This is a genomic window from Pseudomonas arsenicoxydans, assembly GCF_900103875.1.
Lineage (GTDB): Bacteria > Pseudomonadota > Gammaproteobacteria > Pseudomonadales > Pseudomonadaceae > Aquipseudomonas > Aquipseudomonas arsenicoxydans.
In genome coordinates, this window is record NZ_LT629705.1 from 1,926,323 (window position 1) to 1,947,741 (window position 21,419).

Annotated in this window: 21 protein-coding genes and 1 pseudogene; 13 read left to right on the forward strand and 9 right to left on the reverse strand. The window is 59.4% G+C overall.

The window, feature by feature from the left end; genetic code table 11:
* Positions 1 to 16: 16 nt before the first annotated feature.
* Entirely contained in the window at positions 17 to 691 is a 675-nt protein-coding gene (locus BLQ41_RS08800) for a YciC family protein (protein ID WP_090179555.1), read from the reverse strand.
* Positions 692 to 869: 178 nt separating this feature from the next.
* On the opposite strand from BLQ41_RS08800, the gene BLQ41_RS08805 reads away from it, so the two are divergent.
* From BLQ41_RS08805 to BLQ41_RS08815, 3 genes are all read left to right on the forward strand, one after another.
* The gene (locus tag BLQ41_RS08805) at positions 870 to 1,625 is read left to right on the forward strand and encodes a DUF2076 domain-containing protein (protein ID WP_090179559.1); all 756 of its coding nucleotides are present in this window, start codon (positions 870 to 872) and stop codon (positions 1,623 to 1,625) included.
* Between the two features lie 137 nt (positions 1,626 to 1,762).
* The gene (locus BLQ41_RS08810) at positions 1,763 to 2,242 is read left to right on the forward strand and encodes a LabA-like NYN domain-containing protein (protein WP_090179562.1); all 480 of its coding nucleotides are present in this window, start codon (positions 1,763 to 1,765) and stop codon (positions 2,240 to 2,242) included.
* Positions 2,243 to 2,264: 22 nt separating this feature from the next.
* Positions 2,265 to 2,876, forward strand: a complete 612-nt coding sequence (locus BLQ41_RS08815) for a 3'-5' exonuclease (protein ID WP_090179566.1) — start codon at positions 2,265 to 2,267, stop codon at positions 2,874 to 2,876.
* Positions 2,877 to 3,006: 130 nt separating this feature from the next.
* Here BLQ41_RS08815 and BLQ41_RS08820 read toward each other — a convergent pair whose 3' ends face one another.
* Positions 3,007 to 4,011 carry a hypothetical protein gene (locus BLQ41_RS08820; RefSeq protein WP_090188423.1) on the reverse strand — a complete coding sequence of 335 codons (1,005 nt, stop codon included), beginning with the start codon at positions 4,009 to 4,011 and terminating at the stop codon, positions 3,007 to 3,009.
* Between the two features lie 469 nt (positions 4,012 to 4,480).
* On the opposite strand from BLQ41_RS08820, the gene BLQ41_RS08825 reads away from it, so the two are divergent.
* Complete coding sequence (locus BLQ41_RS08825) at positions 4,481 to 4,996, forward strand: BRO-N domain-containing protein (protein WP_090179571.1); 516 nt, start codon at positions 4,481 to 4,483, stop codon at positions 4,994 to 4,996.
* A 213-nt stretch (positions 4,997 to 5,209) separates the two neighbouring features.
* Here the strand turns inward: BLQ41_RS08825 and BLQ41_RS08835 are convergent, their stop codons facing one another.
* The gene (locus BLQ41_RS08835; protein WP_090179578.1) at positions 5,210 to 5,665 is read right to left on the reverse strand and encodes an Lrp/AsnC family transcriptional regulator; all 456 of its coding nucleotides are present in this window, start codon (positions 5,663 to 5,665) and stop codon (positions 5,210 to 5,212) included.
* A gap of 162 nt (positions 5,666 to 5,827) precedes the next feature.
* On the opposite strand from BLQ41_RS08835, the gene yedA reads away from it, so the two are divergent.
* The gene (gene yedA / locus BLQ41_RS08840) at positions 5,828 to 6,754 is read left to right on the forward strand and encodes a drug/metabolite exporter YedA (RefSeq protein ID WP_090179581.1); all 927 of its coding nucleotides are present in this window, start codon (positions 5,828 to 5,830) and stop codon (positions 6,752 to 6,754) included.
* Positions 6,755 to 6,832: 78 nt separating this feature from the next.
* A complete protein-coding gene (locus tag BLQ41_RS08845; RefSeq protein WP_090179585.1) occupies positions 6,833 to 8,167 on the forward strand; it encodes a DEAD/DEAH box helicase in 1,335 nt (444 codons plus the stop codon).
* A 72-nt stretch (positions 8,168 to 8,239) separates the two neighbouring features.
* On the opposite strand, the gene BLQ41_RS08850 is transcribed toward BLQ41_RS08845, so the two are convergent.
* Together BLQ41_RS08850 and BLQ41_RS08855 are read right to left on the reverse strand one after the other, a co-directional pair.
* A complete protein-coding gene (locus BLQ41_RS08850; RefSeq protein WP_197678921.1) occupies positions 8,240 to 9,487 on the reverse strand; it encodes a TIGR03862 family flavoprotein in 1,248 nt (415 codons plus the stop codon).
* 220 nt (positions 9,488 to 9,707) lie between these two features.
* Positions 9,708 to 10,628 (reverse strand): histone deacetylase family protein, encoded by a 921-nt coding sequence (locus BLQ41_RS08855; protein WP_090179590.1) that lies wholly within the window; start codon positions 10,626 to 10,628, stop codon positions 9,708 to 9,710.
* Between the two features lie 88 nt (positions 10,629 to 10,716).
* Here BLQ41_RS08855 and BLQ41_RS08860 point away from each other — a divergent pair, with 88 nt between their 5' ends.
* From BLQ41_RS08860 to BLQ41_RS08870, 3 genes are all read left to right on the forward strand, one after another.
* Positions 10,717 to 11,286 (forward strand): GNAT family N-acetyltransferase, encoded by a 570-nt coding sequence (locus tag BLQ41_RS08860; RefSeq protein WP_090188426.1) that lies wholly within the window; start codon positions 10,717 to 10,719, stop codon positions 11,284 to 11,286.
* A 105-nt stretch (positions 11,287 to 11,391) separates the two neighbouring features.
* The gene (tesB, locus tag BLQ41_RS08865; protein WP_090179593.1) at positions 11,392 to 12,261 is read left to right on the forward strand and encodes an acyl-CoA thioesterase II; all 870 of its coding nucleotides are present in this window, start codon (positions 11,392 to 11,394) and stop codon (positions 12,259 to 12,261) included.
* The gene (locus BLQ41_RS08870; protein WP_090179596.1) at positions 12,258 to 12,851 is read left to right on the forward strand and encodes an HAD family hydrolase; all 594 of its coding nucleotides are present in this window, start codon (positions 12,258 to 12,260) and stop codon (positions 12,849 to 12,851) included. Before tesB ends, BLQ41_RS08870 begins: the two co-directional genes overlap by 4 nt.
* Before the next feature lie 140 nt (positions 12,852 to 12,991).
* On the opposite strand, the gene BLQ41_RS08875 is transcribed toward BLQ41_RS08870, so the two are convergent.
* The 3 genes from BLQ41_RS08875 to BLQ41_RS08885 all read right to left on the reverse strand — a co-directional run bounded on the left by BLQ41_RS08875 (position 12,992) and on the right by BLQ41_RS08885 (position 16,866).
* Complete coding sequence (locus BLQ41_RS08875; RefSeq protein WP_090179598.1) at positions 12,992 to 13,951, reverse strand: alpha/beta fold hydrolase; 960 nt, start codon at positions 13,949 to 13,951, stop codon at positions 12,992 to 12,994.
* Positions 13,952 to 14,845: a KPN_02809 family neutral zinc metallopeptidase gene (gene ypfJ / locus BLQ41_RS08880; RefSeq protein WP_090179601.1), complete on the reverse strand. Its 894-nt coding sequence runs from the start codon at positions 14,843 to 14,845 to the stop codon at positions 13,952 to 13,954.
* Between the two features lie 272 nt (positions 14,846 to 15,117).
* Positions 15,118 to 16,866, reverse strand: coding sequence for an FAD-dependent oxidoreductase (locus tag BLQ41_RS08885; protein ID WP_090179604.1), 1,749 nt, complete (start codon positions 16,864 to 16,866; stop codon positions 15,118 to 15,120).
* Positions 16,867 to 17,044: 178 nt separating this feature from the next.
* Between BLQ41_RS08885 and BLQ41_RS08890 the strand changes: the two genes are divergently transcribed.
* The 4 genes and pseudogenes from BLQ41_RS08890 (at position 17,045) to BLQ41_RS08900 (ending at position 19,816) form a co-directional block, all read left to right on the forward strand.
* Positions 17,045 to 17,821 (forward strand): IclR family transcriptional regulator, encoded by a 777-nt coding sequence (locus BLQ41_RS08890; RefSeq protein WP_090179607.1) that lies wholly within the window; start codon positions 17,045 to 17,047, stop codon positions 17,819 to 17,821.
* A 114-nt stretch (positions 17,822 to 17,935) separates the two neighbouring features.
* Positions 17,936 to 18,046 (forward strand): annotated as a pseudogene (locus BLQ41_RS30450) (gfo/Idh/MocA family oxidoreductase); the annotation flags it as partial.
* 41 nt (positions 18,047 to 18,087) lie between these two features.
* Complete coding sequence (locus tag BLQ41_RS08895) at positions 18,088 to 18,915, forward strand: sugar phosphate isomerase/epimerase family protein (protein WP_090179610.1); 828 nt, start codon at positions 18,088 to 18,090, stop codon at positions 18,913 to 18,915.
* Positions 18,916 to 18,937: 22 nt separating this feature from the next.
* A complete protein-coding gene (locus BLQ41_RS08900; RefSeq protein WP_090179613.1) occupies positions 18,938 to 19,816 on the forward strand; it encodes a DMT family transporter in 879 nt (292 codons plus the stop codon).
* A 51-nt stretch (positions 19,817 to 19,867) separates the two neighbouring features.
* Here BLQ41_RS08900 and BLQ41_RS08905 read toward each other — a convergent pair whose 3' ends face one another.
* Entirely contained in the window at positions 19,868 to 21,169 is a 1,302-nt protein-coding gene (locus BLQ41_RS08905; protein WP_231997092.1) for an MFS transporter, read from the reverse strand.
* Positions 21,170 to 21,419 lie beyond the last annotated feature (250 nt).

Genomic DNA, 21,419 nt, shown 5'->3' on the forward strand with positions numbered 1-21,419 from the left:
CCCACGGGTAGTGCGGTCAGAGCGGTCGGTCAATTTTCTCGGGCGCATCGCTGATGAGCATGAACAGGCGAAACAGCACCACGCTGGTGAACAATTGCAAGAAACTGTGAGCGCTGTCGATCAGCAGTGAAATCACCGGGTTCTGCGGGTCGGGGTAGACCGCCAGGGTTGCGCCCTTGAGCACCCACAACGGGCCCATTACACACAATATGCACACCAGGATCCGCATGAAATGGCCGCGGGTCAGGCGCAGGCTTTCTTTCATCGCGGCCAGCGGGGACAGGCCTCTGAGCACCAACAGGTATTCACTGAAGGCCAGCATCACCATCAGCCAGATGCCCGGCAGGAAATACAGCGACAGACCCACCAGGATCAGCAAGGTATTGAGGCCCGTGAGCAGGGCGAAGCGCGGCCACAGGTAGGCCGACCTTGACAGCAGCTCGCGGGTGGTCGGCGATTCGCCACGACTGCGGGCATCGAGAAACAGGATCAGCGCGGCGGTGTACAGCGGATACACCAGCAGGCCGACCAGCACGCTCATACCGGGGAATCCGTCCGGCTGGGTGGAGTGGTCGACCACTTGTTGCAGCAATGCCTCGACGATCACCAGCGGCAGGCACAGTTGGACAATCTGGCCCAGATGGCGCTTGAAGAAATACAAAGAGTCACGCAGTACGTCGAACGGATTCATCAGTCGGTATCGCTGGTTGAAAGCAGTGGCCCACTTTAACCGATGATGCGCTGTCGCAAGCAAACGTAAACGTTCGGTAAAGGCTATTGAAACAACTTGTTTCAGCCTCCATTAAGGTTGAGCACCTTATCCTCTTTGGAAAAGAGCAACGATTTCTCCGGCAATCTACGAGGTCGCCATGAACAGCGAAGAACAAACCCTGATCGATGGACTGTTTTCCCGGCTGCAACAGGCCGAAACGGACTCAGCCCCGCGCGACGCCCAGGCCGAGGCGCGGATCAAGGAACACCTGACTCGCCAACCCGCGGCAGGCTATTTCATGACCCAGGCGATTCTGGTTCAAGAGGCAGCCATCAAAAGCCTCGACGAACAGAACAAGCAATTGACCCAGCAAGTGCAGCAATTGCAGGCCGAACTGCAAGCGGCCAAGGCACAGGCTCCGGCACCGGCGCCAGCCAGTGGTGGCTTTTTATCGAGCATCTTTGGTGGAAGCTCCCGCGAGCCGCAACCCGCGCCCGCCCAGAGCGCTCCGCCCTCCACCGGCGGATGGCGTGAACCGGCGCGGCCGTCATTCAATTCGCAGCCGCCACAGCAGAACTTCGGTGCCGCACCGCCACCGCAGAACTACGGACAACCGCAACAACCGATTGGCAGCGGTTTCCTCGGCAGCGCGTTGAAAACCGCGGCCGGTGTGGCCGGTGGTGTCATGCTGGCAGAAGGCATCAGCAGCCTGTTTCACCACAATCAGCAGCCCGAAGTGGTCGAAGTCATCAAGGAAGAGCCGGCCCAGGTTGCGGATAATAGCGCTGACAACAGCTGGAGTGACAACCAGCGCGTGGCCGACAACAGCAGCGATCAGGGCGGCTTCACCGACGCCGACTACAGCGATGACAGCTCATCGTTCTTTGACAACGACGACGATTCCTTCGTCTGATGTGCCATTCGTCCGGAGCGCTGCGGCGCTTCGGGCCGATTATTCGCGGAACAATCCTTCAGGCTGGCATACTGGGCAACTTTTCGGGCCTTGCGCCTGATCCTGCCCGCGCTTTGGCGCGCAAATGAGGATGACCGGTGAAAAAAATCGCAGTGTTCGCCGATGTTCAAAACCTCTATTACACCGTGCGTCAGGCCTATGGTTGCCACTTCAACTATGCAGCGCTGTGGGCTGATATCAGCAAACAGGGCGAGATCGTCGAAGCGTATGCCTACGCCATCGATCGTGGCGACAGCAAACAACAGCAATTCCAGCAGATCCTGCGCAACCTCGGTTTCATCGTGAAACTCAAACCCTACATCCAGCGCAGCGACGGTTCGGCCAAGGGCGACTGGGACGTGGGCATCACCCTCGACATCATGGACGCTGCCGATCACGTCGACGAAGTGGTGCTGGCTTCCGGCGACGGGGATTTCGACATGCTGCTGGAGCGCATCATCAACAAGCACGGCGTGCAAGCGGTGGCCTACGGCGTACCGGGTCTGACCGCCAACTCGCTGATCCGCGCTGCCAGCCGCTACGTGCCGATCGAAGGCGCGTTGCTGCTCAAGAATTGATTTTTACGGAGCTGAAACAGGTTTGGAACGCATAGCAGTCATCGACTTTGAAACGACCGGGATCTCCCCGAGCAGCAGTTGCCGGGCCACGGAAATTGCCGTGGTGATCCTTGAGCAGGGGCGCATCGTCGACCGTTACCAAAGCCTGATGAACGCTGGCGTGCGCGTGCCCGGCTTCATCGAACAACTCACCGGCATCAGCAACGCCATGCTGCGCACCGCGCCGTCGGCCGAGCAGGTGATGAACGAGGTCAACGAGTTCGTTGGCATCACACCGCTGCTGGCGCACAACGCGGCGTTCGACCAGAAGTTCTGGGACTTCGAGCTGGGACGGATCAAACGCACCCGCTTGCAGAGCTTTGCCTGCTCGCTGCTGCTCGCCCGGCGCCTGATGCCCGCCGCACCGAACCACAAACTCGGCACCCTCACCACCTTCGCCAGCCTGCCCAATACCGGCAAGGCTCACCGGGCGATGGCCGATGCCGAAATGGCGGCCAACCTGACCGCGCATCTGGCTCAGGAACTGCGGCAAAAGCATGGGTTACGCGAGTTGTCCCATGATCTGCTGGTGAGTTTGCAGAAAGTGCCGGCGGCGAAGATCAATGAGCATCTCAAGCGCCATCGCGGGTTCTGAAGCGCACCACAAAAACCTGTGGGAGCGGGCTTGCCCGCGATAGCGATTTAACATTCAACATTGATGTTGACTGACACACCGCTTTCGCGAGCAGGCTCGCTCCCACATTGGTTCTGCGGCGGTTCTTTGATTACGCAGGTTTCGCGAAATCCCGGCTACTGACCCTGCTCACGGGCATGAAACCTGTTGTCTTCTTGAAACTCATCGTATGCACGAAGTTCTTCATTGAATCTGATGGATCGATGCTCTGCATGTTCAGTCTGAATAGCGTCTCACGCGAGATTGCTACGCTCAGGATTGGTTGTTCTTCAAGATGGCCGGTCGCAGAGTTAAGCAATGTATCGACGGCTGTCACGATGACAAGATCGTCCGGCAGAATGCTCAGCAACTCCTGCCCGACCCGCAAAACGCAGCTACACACGTAGTCCTGCAGCAATTCATTGAATTTGCTGGTCGGCATTTTTTTAACGGAAAGCTTGCCGCTCTGTAGTAGTGATTTTATTTCTTGAGGGATTACTTTTTCGCCGTGAACCGAGAGCGTGCATTCAAGAATGCCGTCGCCAGCGATAGAGACGGCTATAGCGGTGCCGAGATGCGAAATGTCTGTAAAAGGGTCTATCCGCTTGATGGCTTCAATTTTGGAATGGCCGTTACCGTTGAGTATTCCTTGAGCTAGCTCGAACTCTTCTTTCCAGTCGTTATTTTTTGATTCCCACTCTGTTAACGCTTGGTCCAGCAGCTGTTTGTCTTTGAACACTGCGGTTTGAACCGCCTCTGCCAACTTACGGCGCTTTCTAGTCTCCAGCTTCAACGAGCGAGCAATGAAGCCAGGCTTGTAGCTTGTTTCGTTCTTTCTGGCTTGGTTTTCCAAGGTGTTGAGCGCGACGGGTTTGAGTGGTGCAGGTCGTTGCACGAACTCGTTCCAATCGATTTCCTCTGCAGAATCTTTATGCATCGATAACAGCAGTTCGATGTGATTTTCATAGACTTCAACTTCGTAGGCCGCTTGCTCACGAGCTTCCATCTTTGCGTATTCTTTTTCCTGCACTTGAAGCTCGCGTTGACGACGCTTCGAGTTACGTTCAGCCCGTCGAGCTGACGCTTGCATCGAGCGAAGGGTTCCTTTCCATGTCATCTCAGAGATCCTCTCATTCAAATTGTTTTTTGCTTTCGGGGGAGGGCGCCTGGCCATCACTCAAATGACAGTATCTGTTGCTTTTCCTGGCGTCCATCGTGCGATGGAGGTTTCGTGTTTGCACGGTGAGCTGATGTGTTTAACGAGGCCTCCGGTTTGATGATCGGTCCTACCAAATATTAGGGAATGTCTGTCTTGCCCCTCATCGGTGACATCGATAACCTTTTGACTGTCGCTGACAATTCAGCGACCGGGACTGCAAGCCCGCCGATAGTTTGATAGTCACCTACAGCCGCACCTATAATCGCGTCGCTTTATCTGGCGACCGCCGATTTATGGTGGCTGTGTGCGGGAGACCTTCGGGTCTGCCGGGGTTGCCTATCGACTCGGTCTTGCAGGCCCGTACACAGCTGCCACCCATCATCCTGCAAGTGATGCTGGCAGCACCAACGTCGATAGGATTTTCGCCATGATCAAAGTTACCCCCAATCCCCCTGAAGACTCTGCGCAATCACCTGGATACGAAGCTCACTTCAACCCCAAAACATTCATCCGTCATCACATCCAACTCCGAGCACTTCTACTCCACGCAGAGCCTTGGTTCTGCGCCCGCGATATCGGCCGGTTGATGGGTGTGGATATCAACGGCAGACAAGCGCTCAAGCTAGATGCGGATCAGCGGCAAGTGATGAGATTGTCTGGAAGCGATGACTCCCAGGAGACATTGATGCTGAGTGAGTCGGGCGTATACGCGATGTTGGTGTATCACTATTGCCCGGAAAACCGCCATTTGCGGCGTTGGCTGACACACGATGTGGTGCCGATGTTGCGGGAGGAGGCGGGACCCGTTTTGACTCAGGCGCCGCATATGCGGGCGATGGAATGGGCGGGCGGGACGCTGCGTCTGCTGCATTGGCGGAAAGAGCCTTGGGTTCGCCTGCGGGATATGCCGGGTTTGTTGTCTGCAAGTTACAGCGGCGTTTAACAGATCGCTTCGCGGGCAAGTCGAATCGTCGCACCGCCGCGGCGAAGATCAATGAGCATCTCAAGCGCCATCGTGGGTTCTAAGATGATCGTTTGATCGTTCCCACGCTCTGCGTGGGAATGCAGCCCGGGACGCTCCGCGTCCCTAGAGCGGACGCAGAGCGTCCATTGAGGCATTCCCACGCAGAGCGTGGGAACGATCGGATGTGGCGTATCAGAGTTTTCCATTCCCTTCCAGCTGTCCCAGCGGCACGCGTTTTTCGATGGCGCTCGACAGCACAATCGACGTCTTGCTGAAGCCGAATTTGGCGATGCGGTTAATCAACTCTTCCAGCTCCGGCATCGAGCCCACCGCCGCTTGCATGATCACGCACGGGTCACCGGTCACCCGGTGGCATTCGGTCAATTGCGGGATTTTGATCAGGTCGTCGTAGGCCTTCTGGTTGCCGTGCTGGTTCAGGCGCAGTTCGATCACGCACTGAATCGGCAATCCCAGCTTGGCCATGTCGACTTTTGCCTGGTAACCGGTGATCACCCCGTTGGCTTCGAGCTTGGCCACGCGCTCGGCCACGGCCGGGGCGGAGAGATTCACTTTGCGCGCCAGGTCGGCGTAGGACGCACGACCGTTTTCCAGCAGGGCACCGAGCAGCATGCGGTCGTATTTGTCCATGGTCGTATTCCTGAAAATGCCTGACTTTCGAAAACACGGTTTATAGCGCTGATCTCCGTGTTTTGAAAAGTGTACCGACGCTATAAACAGGTTTTGTAACTTATTTTTCGCCGCTGGCCTTTCTAGAATAGCCGTTCACATTGTCTTGTCATCGAGCTGCCCATGCCTGGCTTACGTCGTTTTCCCGTACCGTTGATCGCTGCCTTTTTCGCGTTGTACGTGATTTGGGGCTCGACTTATTTGGTGATTCGCATTGGCGTCGAATATTGGCCGCCGTTGCTGCTGGCCGGTATCCGTTTTGTGATCGCCGGGACGTTGATGTATGCGTTCCTGCGCTGGCGTGGGGCGCCCGCACCGACCTGGGCGCAGTGGAAGGCTGCCGGGATTATCGGGATCTTGCTGCTCGCTTGCGGTAACGGCGGGGTCAGTGTGGCGGAACACATGGGCGTTGCGTCGGGCGTGGCGGCTTTGGCGGTGGCGACGGTGCCGCTGTTTACCTTGCTCTGCGGCTATTTCTGGGGCGCGCGCAATACCCGTCTCGAATGGGCCGGGATTGTGCTGGGACTGATCGGCATCGCCATGCTCAATCTGGGTTCGAATCTGCAATCGAGCCCGTTGGGTGCGCTGTTGCTGGTGTTCGCGGCGGCTTCCTGGGCGTTCGGTTCGGTCTGGAGCAAACACTTGCCGTTGCCCCAGGGCGCGATGGCCAGTGCTGTGGAAATGCTGGTCGGCGGCGTAGCGTTGTTGATCGGCAGTGCGCTGAGCGGCGAGCATCTGCAAGCCATGCCGCCGATAGAAGGCTGGGCGGCCCTGGCCTACCTGACTTTCTTCGGTTCGATCATCGCCTTCAATGCTTACATGTACCTGTTGAAAAACGTGCGTCCGGCGGCGGCCACCAGTTATGCCTACGTCAATCCGGCAGTGGCGGTGTTGCTGGGTATCGTGTTTGTCGGCGAGACCATCGGCGTCGAAGAAGGGCTGGCGATGCTGGTGATCATCAGTGCCGTGGTGTTGATCGGATTGCCACAGTGGCGCAGGGCGCCTGTTCAGCCGGCCGTAGCGGTGCCGACAGAATCCCGTGTGAATTAGGGTAAACTGCGCGCCATTGCATTTTGTTTTGCACACTTGTTTTGAAAAAAACGCGCTGAATTTTCCTACGGTACTCCCATGACTTTCGCCTCTCTTGGCCTGATCGAACCCTTGCTGCGCTCTCTCGAGACGCTCGGCTACCAGACCCCGACGCCGGTTCAGGCGCAAGCCATTCCGGCGGTGCTGGCCGGTCGCGACCTGATGGCCGCCGCCCAGACCGGCACCGGCAAGACCGCCGGTTTCGCGTTGCCGCTGCTGCAGTTGCTGGCCATGGAAGGGCCGAAAGTCACTGCCAACTCGGTACGCGCGCTGATCCTGGTGCCAACCCGCGAGCTGGCCGAACAGGTGCACGAAGCCGTGCGTCAGTACGCCGAGAACCTGCCGCTGAGCACTTACGCGGTGTACGGCGGCGTCAGCATCAACCCGCAAATGATGAAGCTGCGCAAAGGCGTCGATCTGCTGGTGGCGACCCCGGGCCGCTTGCTCGACCTGTTCCGCCAGAACGCGCTCAAGTTCAACCAGCTGCAAACCCTGGTGCTGGACGAAGCGGATCGCATGCTCGATCTGGGTTTCTCCGAGGAGCTGGGGAATATCTACAAGGCGCTACCGAAGAAACGTCAGACGCTGTTGTTCTCGGCGACCTTCTCCGACGCAATCCGCACCCTGGCCGGGCAAATGCTCAACGACCCGCTCAGCATTGAAGTCAGCCCGCGCAACGTGGCGGCCAACACCGTCAAGCAGTGGGTGGTGACGGTGGACAAGAAGCGCAAGCCGGAGCTGTTCGTACACTTGATGCGCAAGGGCAAGTGGAAGCAGGTGCTGGTGTTCGCCAAGACCCGCAACGGCGTGGATGCGCTGGTGGAAAAACTCCAGGGTCTGGGCATCAACGCCGACGGTATCCATGGCGACAAACCGCAGGCAACCCGTCAGCGTGCGCTGGACCGCTTCAAGGCCAGTGAAGTGCAGATTCTGGTGGCTACCGACGTCGCCGCCCGTGGTCTGGATATCGAAGATTTGCCGTTGGTGGTCAACTTCGACCTGCCGATCGTGGCTGAGGATTACATCCACCGCATCGGTCGCACCGGCCGTGCGGGCGCAACCGGGCAGGCCATTTCCCTGGTCTGCGCCGATGAAGTGAATCTGCTGTCAGCCATCGAGACATTGACCCGTCAGACGCTGCCTCGGCAGATGGAGCACGACTTCGAACCTGAGCATCGGGTGCCGGACACCGATGCCAGCGGCCAGGTGGTCAAGAAGCCGAAAAAACCGAAAAAGCCAAAGACCTCCGGTGGGGGTAAACGCAATCTGGGTAAGTGGGTCGAGAGTGGCGATGCTTCGGCGCCAGAACCTTCGATCAAGCCAGTGCGCAAAGTGCCGGTGTTTAACACCGGGCCGCGTAAGAAGAAGCCTTAAAAGCAGCTGTAAGTGGCAAGCTACAAGCTTCAAGTTGAAATGCTCCACCGCTTTCAACTTGAAGCTTGCCGCTTAAAGCTTGCCGCTGCTTTTAAGCCGCTCCACCATCCCCAACCCCGCCGCGCGCCCACTGGCGAAACACGCGGTCAGCAGATAGCCGCCCGTCGGTGCTTCCCAATCGAGCATTTCCCCTGCGCAGAAAACGCCGGGCAGTTGCTTGAGCATCAACCGTTCATCCATCGCCTCGAACATCACGCCACCCGCGCTGCTGATGGCCTCGTCCAGTGGGCGGGTTTTTATGAGGGTCAGTGGTAAAAACTTGATCGCTTTGGCCAGCAGTGCCGGATCGGTGAAGCAATCGGCCGGCGTCAGCTCTCGCAATAGCGCTGCTTTCACGCCATCAATTCCAAGTTGACTGTGCAGGTGTTTGGACATCGACCGCGAGCCGCGCGGTTTGCTCAATGCTGCCTGAACTTTATCCACAGGTCGGCCCGGCAACAGGTCTAGATGGATGGTCGCGGAGCCGTGCAGGTTGATCGCTTCGCGGATCGGCGCCGACAGGGCGTAGATCAAGCTGCCTTCAATCCCCGTCGCCGTGATGACACATTCGCCGAGTCGTGGCACGTCGTCATTGAGGCCGATGGCGATGTTTTTCAGCGGTGCTCCGGCGAATTTGCTGACCATCAGATCGCTCCAGGCCTGCACCTCGAAACCGCAATTGCTCGGTTGCAGAGGCATAAGTCCTACACCGCGTTGTTCCAGTGGCAGCATCCACGCGCCGTCCGAACCCAGGCGCGACCAGCTGCCGCCACCGAGGGCCAGCAACGTCGCGTCTGGCTGGATGATTTTTTCGCCCTCGGGACTGTCGATGCGCAATCCACCGCTGTCAGTCCAGCCGAGCCAACGGTGACGGGTGTGGATAACCACGCCTGCATCGCGCAGGCGTTTAAGCCAGGCGCGCAACAGCGGTGCGGCTTTCATGTCGGTTGGAAACACCCGGCCGGAGCTGCCGACAAAGGTTTCGATGCCCAGATCATGAATCCATTGGCACAGCGCGTCGGCGCCGAAGGACCGCAGCAGCGGTGCAATCTGTGGCGCACGTTCGGCGTAGCGCGAGAGAAAGGCCGGGTAGGCTTCGGAGTGGGTGATGTTCATGCCGCCGACACCGGCCAGCAGGAATTTTCGTCCCACTGAAGGCATTCCGTCGTACAAGTCGACGTGGATGCCGGCCTGGCTCAACACTTCGGCCGCCATGAAGCCGGCGGGGCCGCCGCCGATGATGGCGACGCGAGGGGAGAGGGGAGTCGAGGGCTGGGTCATGGAATGCGCTGCGGTATGGCGGAGTAAGCCGGGCATTCTACCGCAGAGATCCATGTGGGAGCGGCGTTACGGCGATCCCACAGTGGATCTTCGGGGGTGTTCAATAGCTGATCAAAAAACAACCAGAGCTTTGCAGGCTATATCCAGCTTGGCCTGCAGCCCCTTTCACTCAGGTTATCCACAGGCAGTTCCACAGGCATTGTGGGTAAAGACTCACAGCTCAATGACAACCTGATGACGTCCAGACCCGTTGCGCGCTGTGGTGCAGGATTCCGTGACGGCGCGCCAGCGCCTGGCGGTCCTTGCTGTAGCCGCCGCCGATCACCCCGACCACTGGAATATCGCGCCCCAGGCAATGGCGCATAACGCTTTCATCGCGGGCGGCCACGCCTTCATCGGTCAGCTTCAGGTAACCGAGCGCGTCGTCCTTATGCACATCGACGCCCGCGTCATACAGCACCAGATCGGGTTGGTAGAGCGGCAGCAAATAGTTGAGCGCATCGTCCACCACCTTCAGGTAATCGGCATCGCCCATGCCCTTGGGCAATGGGATGTCCCAGTCGCTTTCGGCTTTGCGTGCAGGAAAATTCTTTTCGCAGTGCAGGGAAACCGTTATCGCGTCCGGGGTGTTGTGCAGAATCCGTGCAGTCCCGTCGCCCTGGTGCACGTCGCAATCGAAGATCAGCACCCGATTGACCCGGCCACTTTCCAGCAGGTAATGGCTGATCACCGCCAGGTCATTGAAGATGCAGAAACCGGCCGGGTAATCGTAATGCGCGTGATGGGTGCCGCCGGCCAAGTGACAGGCCAAGCCGTGTTCCAGCGCCTGCTCGGCCGCCAGCAGTGAACCGCCCACCGCTCGCACCGTGCGCCGGGCCAGCGCTTCACTCCATGGCAGGCCGAGTCGCCGTTGGTCCTCGCGGGACAACTCGCCGCTCATGTAGCGTTCGATATAAGCAGCGTCATGGGCCAGGGCGAGAATCTCCGCTGGGCAGAGTTCCGGTCGCAGCAGATCGGCGTCCCGGGTCAGGCCGCTGTCCACCAGGTGATCGCGCAGCAGGCGAAATTTGTCCATGGGGAAGCGGTGGTCCGCCGGGAATTCGGGGCTGTAGTCTTCGTGGTAAATCAGCGGCAGGGACATGGCGGGCTTTTATTCAGTACGGCAGGCAGGAATGAAGGAACGATCCTACCAGCGATGTAGACTTGCGGCATGGAAAGGGGAGGACATGATGGAGCCGATACTGGAACTCGAGAGCGCGCGGCTGCTGTTACGACAGTGGCGCGATGAAGATTTGCCTGAGTTTGCGGCGATGTGCGCCGATCCACAGGTAATGCGCTATTTTCCGGCGCCGTTGAGTCGTATGGAAAGTGCTTCGCTGATCGGACGGATTCGCGGGCATTTTGCCGAGCATGGTTTCGGTCTTTGGGCATTGGAGCGCAAAGACACCGGCGCCTTTATTGGTTTTACCGGCCTCGGCGAGGTTGGCTTCGACGCGCCCTTCACCCCGGCGACCGAAATCGGCTGGCGCCTGGCGCGTGAGCATTGGGGCCTGGGGTATGCCAGTGAAGCGGCATGGACGGCTCTGCGCTGCGGGTTTGACCGTCTGGCACTGGACGAGGTCGTGTCCTTTACCGCCAAAGACAATCTGCCTTCGGAAAAAGTCATGCAGGCCATCGGCATGCACCATGATTCAGCCGATGATTTCGAACACCCCAAGCTCGCGGCCGATCATCCCCTGCGTCACCATGTGCTTTACCGCATTACCCGTGAACAATGGCTGCAAACCTTGCATGGATAAGCGGACACGGACGTTTACAATGGCTCCCAAGTGGCCCGGGCCAGAATCTGAATTGACCGCCGCAGCCAAGACTGCGCGGTATTGCGTTGTGTGAGGAGAGTCTGAATGAGCCAAGTGTTGGATGATCTGGTCGACTTGCTGACCCTGGAACCGATCGAAGAAAACCTGTTCCGTGGCCGCAGCCAGGACCTGGGTTTTCGTCAGTTGTTCGGTGGTCAGGTGATCGGTCAGTCTCTGTCGGCCGCCAGTCAGACGGTCGAAGAAACGCGCCATGTGCATTCGATGCACGGCTATTTCCTGCGTCCCGGCGATTCCGCATTGCCCGTGGTCTATCAGGTTGATCGGGTGCGTGATGGCGGCAGTTTCAGCACGCGTCGAGTGACGGCGATCCAGAAGGGCAACCCGATCTTCACCTGCAGCGCCTCGTTCCAGTACGACGAAAAAGGCTTTGAGCACCAGGCCGAAATGCCGATTGTGGTCGGCCCGGAAAACCTGCCTTCAGAACTGGAACTGGCTCAGCAACGTGCGCACCTGATTCCCGAGCACATGCGCGAAAAGCTGCTGTGCCCAAAACCGATCGAGTTCCGCCCGATCACCGAGAAAGACCCCTACAACCCGCAACCGTCCGATCCGGTCAAGTACGTCTGGTTTCGCGCCGACGGTGCCTTGGCCGACTCCCCGGCGCTGCACAAATACCTGCTGGCCTACGCCTCGGACTTCGGTCTGCTGACCACCTCGATGCAACCCCACGGCAAATCGGTCTGGCAGAAAGACATGCAGGTCGCCAGCCTCGATCACGCGCTGTGGTTCCATGCGGACCTGCGCGCCGATGACTGGTTGCTGTACGCGATGGACAGCCCGTGGGCCGGCAATTCTCGCGGCTTCACCCGTGGCAGCGTGTTCAATCGGGCCGGACAACTGGTGGCTTCGGTGACTCAGGAAGGGCTGATCCGTCATCGCAAGGATTGGGCATGAGCCTGGCCGAGGTGCGGCACTGGGTGTTCGACATGGACGGCACCCTGACGGTGGCTGTGCATGACTTCGCGGCCATTCGCGTGGCGCTGGCGATCCCGGCCGAAGACGACATCCTGACTCACCTCGCGGCGTTGCCGGCCGATGAAGCCGCTGCCAAACACGCGTGGCTGCTGGAGCACGAACGTGATCTGGCGCTGGGTTCGAAACCGGCGCCCGGCGCGGTGGAGCTGGTGCGGGAATTGGCTGGTCGCGGTTATCGCCTGGGCATTCTCACGCGCAATGCCCGGGAGCTGGCGCATGTGACGCTGGAGGCGATCGGCCTGGCCGACTGCTTCGCAGTGGAAGATGTGCTGGGGCGTGATGAAGCACCGCCGAAACCGCATCCTGGCGGTCTGCTGAAATTAGCCAAGGCCTGGAACGTGCCAGCGAGCGAGATGGTGATGGTCGGTGATTACCGGTTTGATCTGGATTGCGGCCGGGCGGCGGGGGCGCGGACGGTATTGGTTAACCTGCCGGATAATCCGTGGCCTGAGCTGACGGATTGGCATGCGGCGGATTGTGTGGTGTTGCGGGAAATGCTATCGGCTTGATGCAATTGTCGCCTGATCCGACGTTATCGCGGGCAAGCCCGCTCCCACAGAGTTGTGTGCCGGTCGGATATTTCAGGCATCGCACATAACTGTGGGAGCGGGCTTGCCCGCGAAGGCGTCAGATCAGGCGATGCTAAAACTTACTGCCCGAACAACACCTTCTGCCCCTCCGGCGACGTAAACATCCCATCTCCGTTATGCCCAACCCCGGGCACTTCGACCAGTCGCTGATTCACCCCTTGCGGGTTGCGACGTAGAAGGTAATTGAAATAATTCTGCCCGCGAACCAAGCGGTAAGCACCTTGGGCTTCGGCCTCGCAGCCTTTATCCAGCGCCGGATGCTGCGGGTCGATGTCTTGCTGCCCGAGCAGATAAGTCACGTCGCGTTTGACGTAATTGCTTTCAATCTGCGGAGCCGTTTGCCCACTGGCGTAAATGGGCAGATCCGTCAGTCCGTACTTCCAGCGATTGAACCCCGGACAGCCAGCGTGGTTGAACGCCACGGGCCGCTGTTCATTGAAGTACGCGTAGGACGAAGGGTTGGCGACCACATAGCGAAGTTTCACACCCGCCGCCGTCAGTGCCGGCAGGTCGTGAGCCAACAACGCATAGCGCTGAACGACCTGGGCGCCACCGGAGTGACCGGCGATGATGATCTGCTTCACGTCCGGAAACTGTCGACGGTCGCTGATTCGCTCGATGATCTGATCCAGGGCCGCATAGGAACTCACCCGAAACGGAGCGGTGGATAATCCACCGGCCATCCAGTCATTGCCTTGCCAGCGCAACACGGTGTCCGCCACCGGATGTTGGGCGATGTCGGTTTCGTTGAGAAACTGCGGGGCAATCACCAGGGTGTTCGCACTTTGCCCGGCCAGCTGCGCCGCATGTTCGGCGCTTTGGCGATAGGTTTCGGCGTTGCGCAAACGGCCATGGATGATGATCAACACCCGTTCGATTTTCGTCGGCGCCGGGCTGATGCCCACCGCCATCTCACCTTCTTTCAACAACAAGCGCCCGGGGCTGATCTCTTTGACCGCATGTTCGGCAGCCTCGGTGCACATGCAGGTGAACAGCAACATCAACAGCCAATTTTTCATTTACAGGTTTTTCGCCGCAAAGGTATCGCACTGGCCCACCTGGCCTTGCGCAAATCCGGTTTTAAACCAGCGCACCCTTTGCGCCGACGTGCCATGGGTAAACGAGTCCGGTACCACGCGACCCTGGCCTTGCTGCTGCAAACGGTCGTCGCCAATGGCGTTGGCGGCGTTCAAGGCTTCTTCGATGTCACCTGGTTCCAGCCAGTTCAGACGCTTCTGTGCATTGTTGGCCCAGACGCCGGCCAGGCAATCGGCCTGCAATTCCTGACGCACCAGCAAACCACCGTCGCCCTCCATCTTCCGGCCTTGCTGGCGGGCTGTCTGAATTTTCGCCGAAACACCGAGCAGGGTCTGAACGTGGTGTCCGATTTCGTGAGCGATCACGTAGGCCTGCGCGAAGTCACCTGCTGCGGAAAAGCGTTGCGACATTTCCTGGAAGAAACTCATGTCCAGGTAGACTTTCTGGTCTGCCGGGCAATAGAACGGGCCGGTCGCCGACGTCGCCAGGCCACAGGCAGAGTTGACGCGATTGCTGAACAGCACCAGCGTCGGATTTTTGTACTGATGACCGGCCTGCTGGAAAATCTGGCCCCAGGTGTCTTCGGTGTCGCCAAGGATTGAACGCACGAACTCGGCGCCTTCGTCATTGGCCGGCGGCGCCTTGCGGGTCTGGTTGGTAGCCGGTGCCGATTGCTCGCTCATTTGCCCGGTCAGTTGTCCGAGGATCTGCATCGGGTCCTGGCCGGTGATCCAGCCGATCCCGACAATCAGGATGATCGCGGTCAGGCTCAGACCCTTGCCACCGCCAAAACGCATCCCACCGCCACCACTGCCGACATCGTCACCACGGGCATCGACCACGTTGTCGCTGCGTCGGCCTTTTTTCCATAGCATGTGGGAATCCTCTGATTGTCCGTGGGGATGAGTGTCGCTGGTGAGTGGGAGCGGCGCCAGTCCGGCCGTCCGGCTTTATCGCGCATGGCAGCATTCCCGGCTACCAATGGCGGTCGCCGAGAAGCTCTCAGGTTTGTATTGAACATGGACAACCCATCTAATTCCGTCAGGCGATGGGTTTTTGTCGGGCAGGCGACGGCCTGTACCGCAAATTACTGGTCGAACGCGTCCCACACCGGCGCGAAATCGGGATTGACCTGACACTCGCGGCATTAACGATTCGTTGCGTGGTCGATCTCCTGTTCGTAAGCGGTGATTCCGGCGATATGGCGCGCGGCGATGTAGCCGAACGTCAGCGCCGGACCAAGATTGATGCCGCCGGCCGGGTAATGCCCGCCCATGATGCTGGCCATGTCACCGCCCGCCGCGTACAGCCCGGAGATGGCTTGACCCGATTCGCCCAGCACCTGCGCATGTTGGTTGACCTTCAGCCCGGCGAAGGTGCCGAAGCAGCCGGGCTGGACCTTCACCGCATAAAACGGACCCTGTTCGATGGGCGCGACGCAGGGGTTGGGTTGCTGCAAGGCATCACCCTGTTTGCGGTTGTAAGGCGTCGAACCACGACCGAACTGCGGGTCTTCGCCGTTGCGCGCGTGCTGGTTGTAATGCGACACAGTGCGGCGTAATCCGTTCGGGTCGATGCCGCAGGCATGTGCCAATGCCTCCAGGGTATCGCCGGTTTTCAGATAGCCGCTGCGGATAAAGCCTGACAGCGGCACCGGAAACGGTCGGGAGATTCCCAAGCCATAACGTCGCTGGAACGCATGGCTGCAGATCAGCCACGAAGCGACTTCCTCACCCGCAGGCGCGGCGTTGACCATGGCGGTGACGTAGTCGTAGTAACCGTTGGCTTCATTGACGAAACGCTGGCCGTTGCTCAGTACGCCGATGATTCCCGGTTTGCCCCGCTCGATGATGTGCGGGAAGTGCCCGACGCTGCCGTCCTTGTGAGGCACCCGCGAAACCGGTGCCCAGGCCACGGCAGAGGCCATTTCAGTGTTGACTCGTGCGCCCACGCTTTCGCCCAGGCGTAAGCCATCGCCGCAGACTCCGAGGGGTGGCAACGCCAAGTGTTCATGGCCGGTCGGGGTGCGGGGGAACAAGGATTTGCGCCGTTCGATGTCATGGGCAAATCCACCGGCGGCGAGCACCACCGCATTGCGCGCATGAATGCGGATGCTGCCTTTGGCCGTGCTGACCAGCGCGCCTCGGACCTGTTCGTTCTCGCGCAATAATTCGGTGACCGGTGCTGACTCCCAGAGCAACACACCCAGGTCTTCGGCGGATCTTGCCAGGCGAGCGACCAACGCCACGCCGTTCACCAACTGCATCGCCCTACCATGAACGGCGAGGTCCAGCAGGTGCCGGGTAAAGCGTCGGGTCACATGCCAGGCGGCCGGCAGTGAACGCGTCAGATTGAGAAACGCCGCCAGGTCAGCGCCCGCCATGATCGGCATGCCCATGAACGACGTTTCACGCAGGGTTCGGCGAAGACGCTTGAGCAGCTTGCCGACTTTTCGCCCGTCATACGGCGCGGCGATCACTGATCTCCCGCCGGTGCCGGCGCCTGGCGTGTCGCCGTGGATGTCGGCAATCGCGTTGCCGTCGGCGAATTGCAGTGAGGTGTGTTGCTCGAAGAACGCCACCATCCGTGGGCCGGCCTCAAGGAACGCGTCGATCATTGCCGGTTGGTAATGCTCGCCCAATTCGTGTTTCAGGTAAGTGCGCGGTTGCTCGACGTCTTCGACAATACCGGCGCGTCGTGCCAAGGGATTGCACGGCACCCAGGCCCAACCGCCGGACCAAGCCGTGGCGCCCCCGAACACCGGGTCTTTCTCGACCACGATCACCTTCAATCCGTGCCACGCCGCCGTGACCGCCGCCGATAACCCGGCAGCCCCAGAGCCGACAATCAGCACATCGCAATCGATGTCCGGGAGGGAGTGTGGTTTGGCAGGCATGGTGAGGCACTCCAGCGCTTCGTATATTTTTGGAATTTGATTCCAGAAAATATAGGAGGCGGTTCATGCTCGGCAACCGCTCAAGGCGCAAAGCGGGCGGTTATCGGACGGTGAGTTCCAGATTTCGTATTCCATCGATTGTCTTCTAGAATCGGCCAAAATTTGTATGGAACCTCCCATGGCCGGCAGTCAGATCGAACGTGTTTTCAGCGTGCTGGAAAGCCTCACCAGTGACCCTCGCGGCCTGCCGATGCAGACGCTGGCGGAGCAACTGGACATCCCCAAAAGCGCGACCCATCGCCTGCTCGCCGAGCTGATACGGCTGGGTTACGTGCGCCAGAACCCGGAGACTTTGCGCTATCACCTGTCGACCAAGCTGGTGGCGATGGGGTTTCGTTACTTGTCGAGCAGCGGCGCCGATATCGTTCAGCCGGTGCTCGATCGCCTGGCCCAGGAGACCGGCGAGCTGGTGCGTCTTGGTGTGATCGAAGGCGAGCGGCAGGTCTGGATCGCCAAGTCGCAAGGCGCTCGCTCCGGGCTGCGTTACGACCCGGACATGGGGCGCGATGCACCGTTGTTCTACACCGCGTCGGGCCATGCGTGGCTGGCGTGCATGAGTGATGCCGAAGCCTTGTCGCTGGTGGAGCGCCAAGGCGGGGAGCGACCCAAAGACCTGGGTCCGAATGCGCCGCGATCCAATATCGAATTGCTCGAGCGTCTGCGCCTGGCGCGCGAGCAAGGTTATGCCTGGGTCGAGGAGAGTTCGGCGGTGGGCACCTCAGCGATAGCGGCGGTGGTACGCCATCCCAATGACGGGCGAGTGATCGGGGTGCTGAGTATCGCCGGGCCCAGCGCGCGGATGCCGGGGGCGCGGCTGCATGAATTGGCCCCGCTGTTGTTGAAATTTACCGAAGAGTTGTCGGCGGCAAGCCTGGCGTCGGAACTGTTCATTTAAGTGAGTGTGTGCGCTGTTCGCACACTTTTGCGGTTTGCTTGTGTAAGAATCTGGAACCAGGTTCTAGATTGTTGGAATGACCCTATCCAACAATAATCACAAGAGGACCGTGCGATGAATTCGGCGCTTCGTATCGCGTTGATCGGCGCTGGCAATATGGGCCAGCAGCATTACCACCATCTCAAATCCCTGACGCAAGCGACGCTGTGTGCCGTCGCCGATCCGTTGGGTATTTCGCCGACAAACGTCAGGTGGCGGAATAAAACATGAGTGAACGGATCTTTTCCCTGGCCAGTCTGACGGTACTGGAGCTGTCACCGCCGCAGATGGTCGAAGTCGCCGCGCGTGCCGGTTACAGCCATGTCGGGTTACGCCTCGAACCAGCCACAGCCGAAGAACATCACTTTGCGCTGGTCGCTGATGCCAGCTTGCGGCGCAAGACGCTGGAGCGACTGCGCGATACCGGCATGCGGGTGCTGGATGTAGAAATCCTGCGGCTCAAACCAGACACGGTCGTCGCCGGTTTCGAGAAGATTCTGGCGGTCGGTGCCGAATTCGGTGCCAGTGAATTGCTGGTCGCCGGTAACGACTCTGACGAACAGCGGCTCACTGAAAACTTCGCACGGCTGTGTGACCTGGCGGCACCGTACGGGCTTCATCCGCATCTGGAGTTCATGCCGTGGACCGATGCAAGCAATCTGCAGCAAGCGGTGCGCATCGTCGAAAACGCGGGGCGCGAAAATGGTGCGGTATTGGTCGACGCTTTTCACTTCGACCGTTCGGCTTCACGGCTGGAAGATCTGGCCAGGGTGGCGCCGTCGCGGTTACGGTATGCACAGTTGTGTGATGTCGCAGGACCAAGACCGACGGACATGGCGGAGATTTTGCGTCAGGCCCGTAGCGAGCGACGTTTTCCCGGCGATGGCGAGTGCGATCTGGCAGGGTTGTTGCGGTGTTTGCCGAGCGATCTTGCGCTGAGCCTCGAGATTCCCACCGTGAAGTTGCTGGAGCAGGGCGTGAGCGGGTTGCAGCGGGCGCAGATGGCGCTGGATAAAACCCGGGAATTGTTGGCACGGCTTGCCCGTAATGTTTGATTTCAAGACTTAAGGAATGCCCATGACCGTCAGCACCCCGCTTTCTGGCGTAAACCAACCCTTCAAAGGGATCTTGCTGATTGTTGTTGCCACCTTCCTCTTCTCCAGCCATGACGCCTTTTCCAAGTATTTGTCGGGGTTCTACCCGATCGTCATGGTGGTCTGGGCGCGTTATGTGGTTCACACGTTACTGATGGCCGGGATCTTCCTGCCGCAATCCGGGTTGCGCGTCCTGCGTACCAAACGGCCATTGCTGCAGTTGGTGAGGGCGTTGTGCCTGTTGGGCACCAGCCTGTTTTTTACCACGGGCTTGCAATACATCCCGTTGGCCGAAGCCACGGCGGTCAACTTTCTTGCGCCGGTGCTGGTGACCGCACTGTCGGTGCCGTTGTTGGGTGAACGTGTCACCCGAGGTCAATGGATCGCGGTGATTTGCGGATTTGTCGGTGTGTTGATCATCGTCCACCCCGGCGGTGAATTGTTCACCCCGGCCGTGCTGTTGCCGCTCTGCTCGGCGCTGTTTTTCTGCTTTTATCAATTGCTCACCCGCAAGCTCAGCAGCATCGACAGCCCGACCACCAGCAACTTCTTCGCCGGTCTGTGCAACACCCTGGTGATGAGCGCGCTGGTGCCGTTCTTCTGGCAAGTACCGACCCTGGTGCATGGCTTCATGATGGTGGCGCTGGGCGCCTGCGGGATGACGGCGCATTTGTTTCTGACCCAGGCCTTCCGCTACGCCGCCCCCGCGCTGCTCGCGCCCTTCGGCTACTGCCAGATTGTGTTTGCCGGGTTGTTGGGCTGGTTGCTGTTTTCCCATACGCCGACCCTGACCACCGTGGTCGGTATCGCGGTGATTTGCTGCAGCGGGCTGGCAGCGGCGTGGCAACAGAGTCGTCGGTAGGAGAAACAAAAAGGCAGGCCTGGAATCAGGCCTGCCTGGGGGAGGGGATGGTTATTCGGTAACGGTAGGAATCTTGCGCGGCGCCATGAAGTACATCCAGATCAGTGCGATGAAATACATCGCCGGAATCAGGGTAAACAGCACGGTGTAGTTGTTATTGGTCACCGTCAGAATGTGCCCGACCAACTGGGTCATGAACATCCCGCCGATGGCCGCGCACATGCCGCCGAAGCCGAACACCGTACTCATCATGTGTTTGGGCGTGTAGTCCATCACCAGGCTCCAGATGTTCGCGGTCCAGGCCTGGTGCGCGCCGATGGCCAGGGAGATGGCGAACACCGCGACCCACAGGCTGCTCGAACCGGCCGCCATGATCACGCCGACGATGCAGCAGGCGAACAGCAACATGGACATCAGCCGTGCCTTGATCGGGTTGATCCCGCGACCGATCAGGAACGAAGAGAGAATGCCGCCGCCGACGCTGCCGAAGTCTGCCGTCAGGTAGATGATGATCAGCGGGATACCCATCTGGGTCACGTTGATCCCCAGGTTGTATTGCTGATTGAGAAACGGTGGCAGCCAATAGAGGTAGAACCAGAACACCGGAGCGGTTATCGAGTAGGCCAGGGCGAAGGCCCAGGTGCCACGCATGCGCAGGATTTTCGAGAACGGCACGCGGGCCTGTTCGGGTTCGATTTCTTTCTGGATGTAGTCCAGTTCCGATTGTTTGACGCTTGGGTGATCTTCCGGGTTGAAGTACTTCAAACCCCAGAACAGCAACCAGATACCGCCCAGTGCCGACATGCACAGGAACGCGGCTTGCCAGCCCCAGACGTGCAGGATCAGCGGCAGCAGCATTGGCGTGAACATCGCACCGACGTTGGTCCCGGCATTGAAGATGCCGGTGGCCACGGCCCGTTCACCAGCCGGGAACCACAGTCGCGTGGTTTTCACGCAGGCCGGGTAGTTGGCGGCTTCGGTCAGACCGAGTATGAAGCGGCAAACCATGAAGCCGACTGCTGAAGTGGCCAGGCCGTGGGCGCCGGTGGCGATGCTCCAGAGCAGCACCGCGCAGAAGAACACGCGCTTGACGCCGACCCGATCGATCAACCGCCCTTGCAGCACGAAACCGATGGCGTAGCCGACCTGAAACCAGAAGTTGATGTTGGCGTAATCCATCGCCGTCCAGCTCATTTCCTTGGCCAGGATCGGCTGCATGACGCCTAGCGCGGCGCGGTCGATGTAGTTGAGCGTGGTGGCGAAAAATACCAGCGCCAGCATGCCCCAGCGGGTTTTGCCAACCGCCATGGCACCGCGAATCTTGGCGCCGACGCCGCCGGTGGCAGAAATCATGGAGGAGCGCTCCACGGGAGAGCTTTGAGAAGGAGTCATTTAGGCCACCGATTATTTTTATGTGGTGTTCTGGGTCTTTGGTCACCGAGACCGATGTGTGACCGGACTCAATGTGGAGTCGATGTTGGGCAGTGGACGAAAAATCGTCAATTCGCCAAGGGCCATTGTGTTCGATTATCGAACGGAAAACTAACCGGGTAGTACACTTTAAATTGCTGTGTAGAATCACCCGGCCAATAATTCCCCCAAG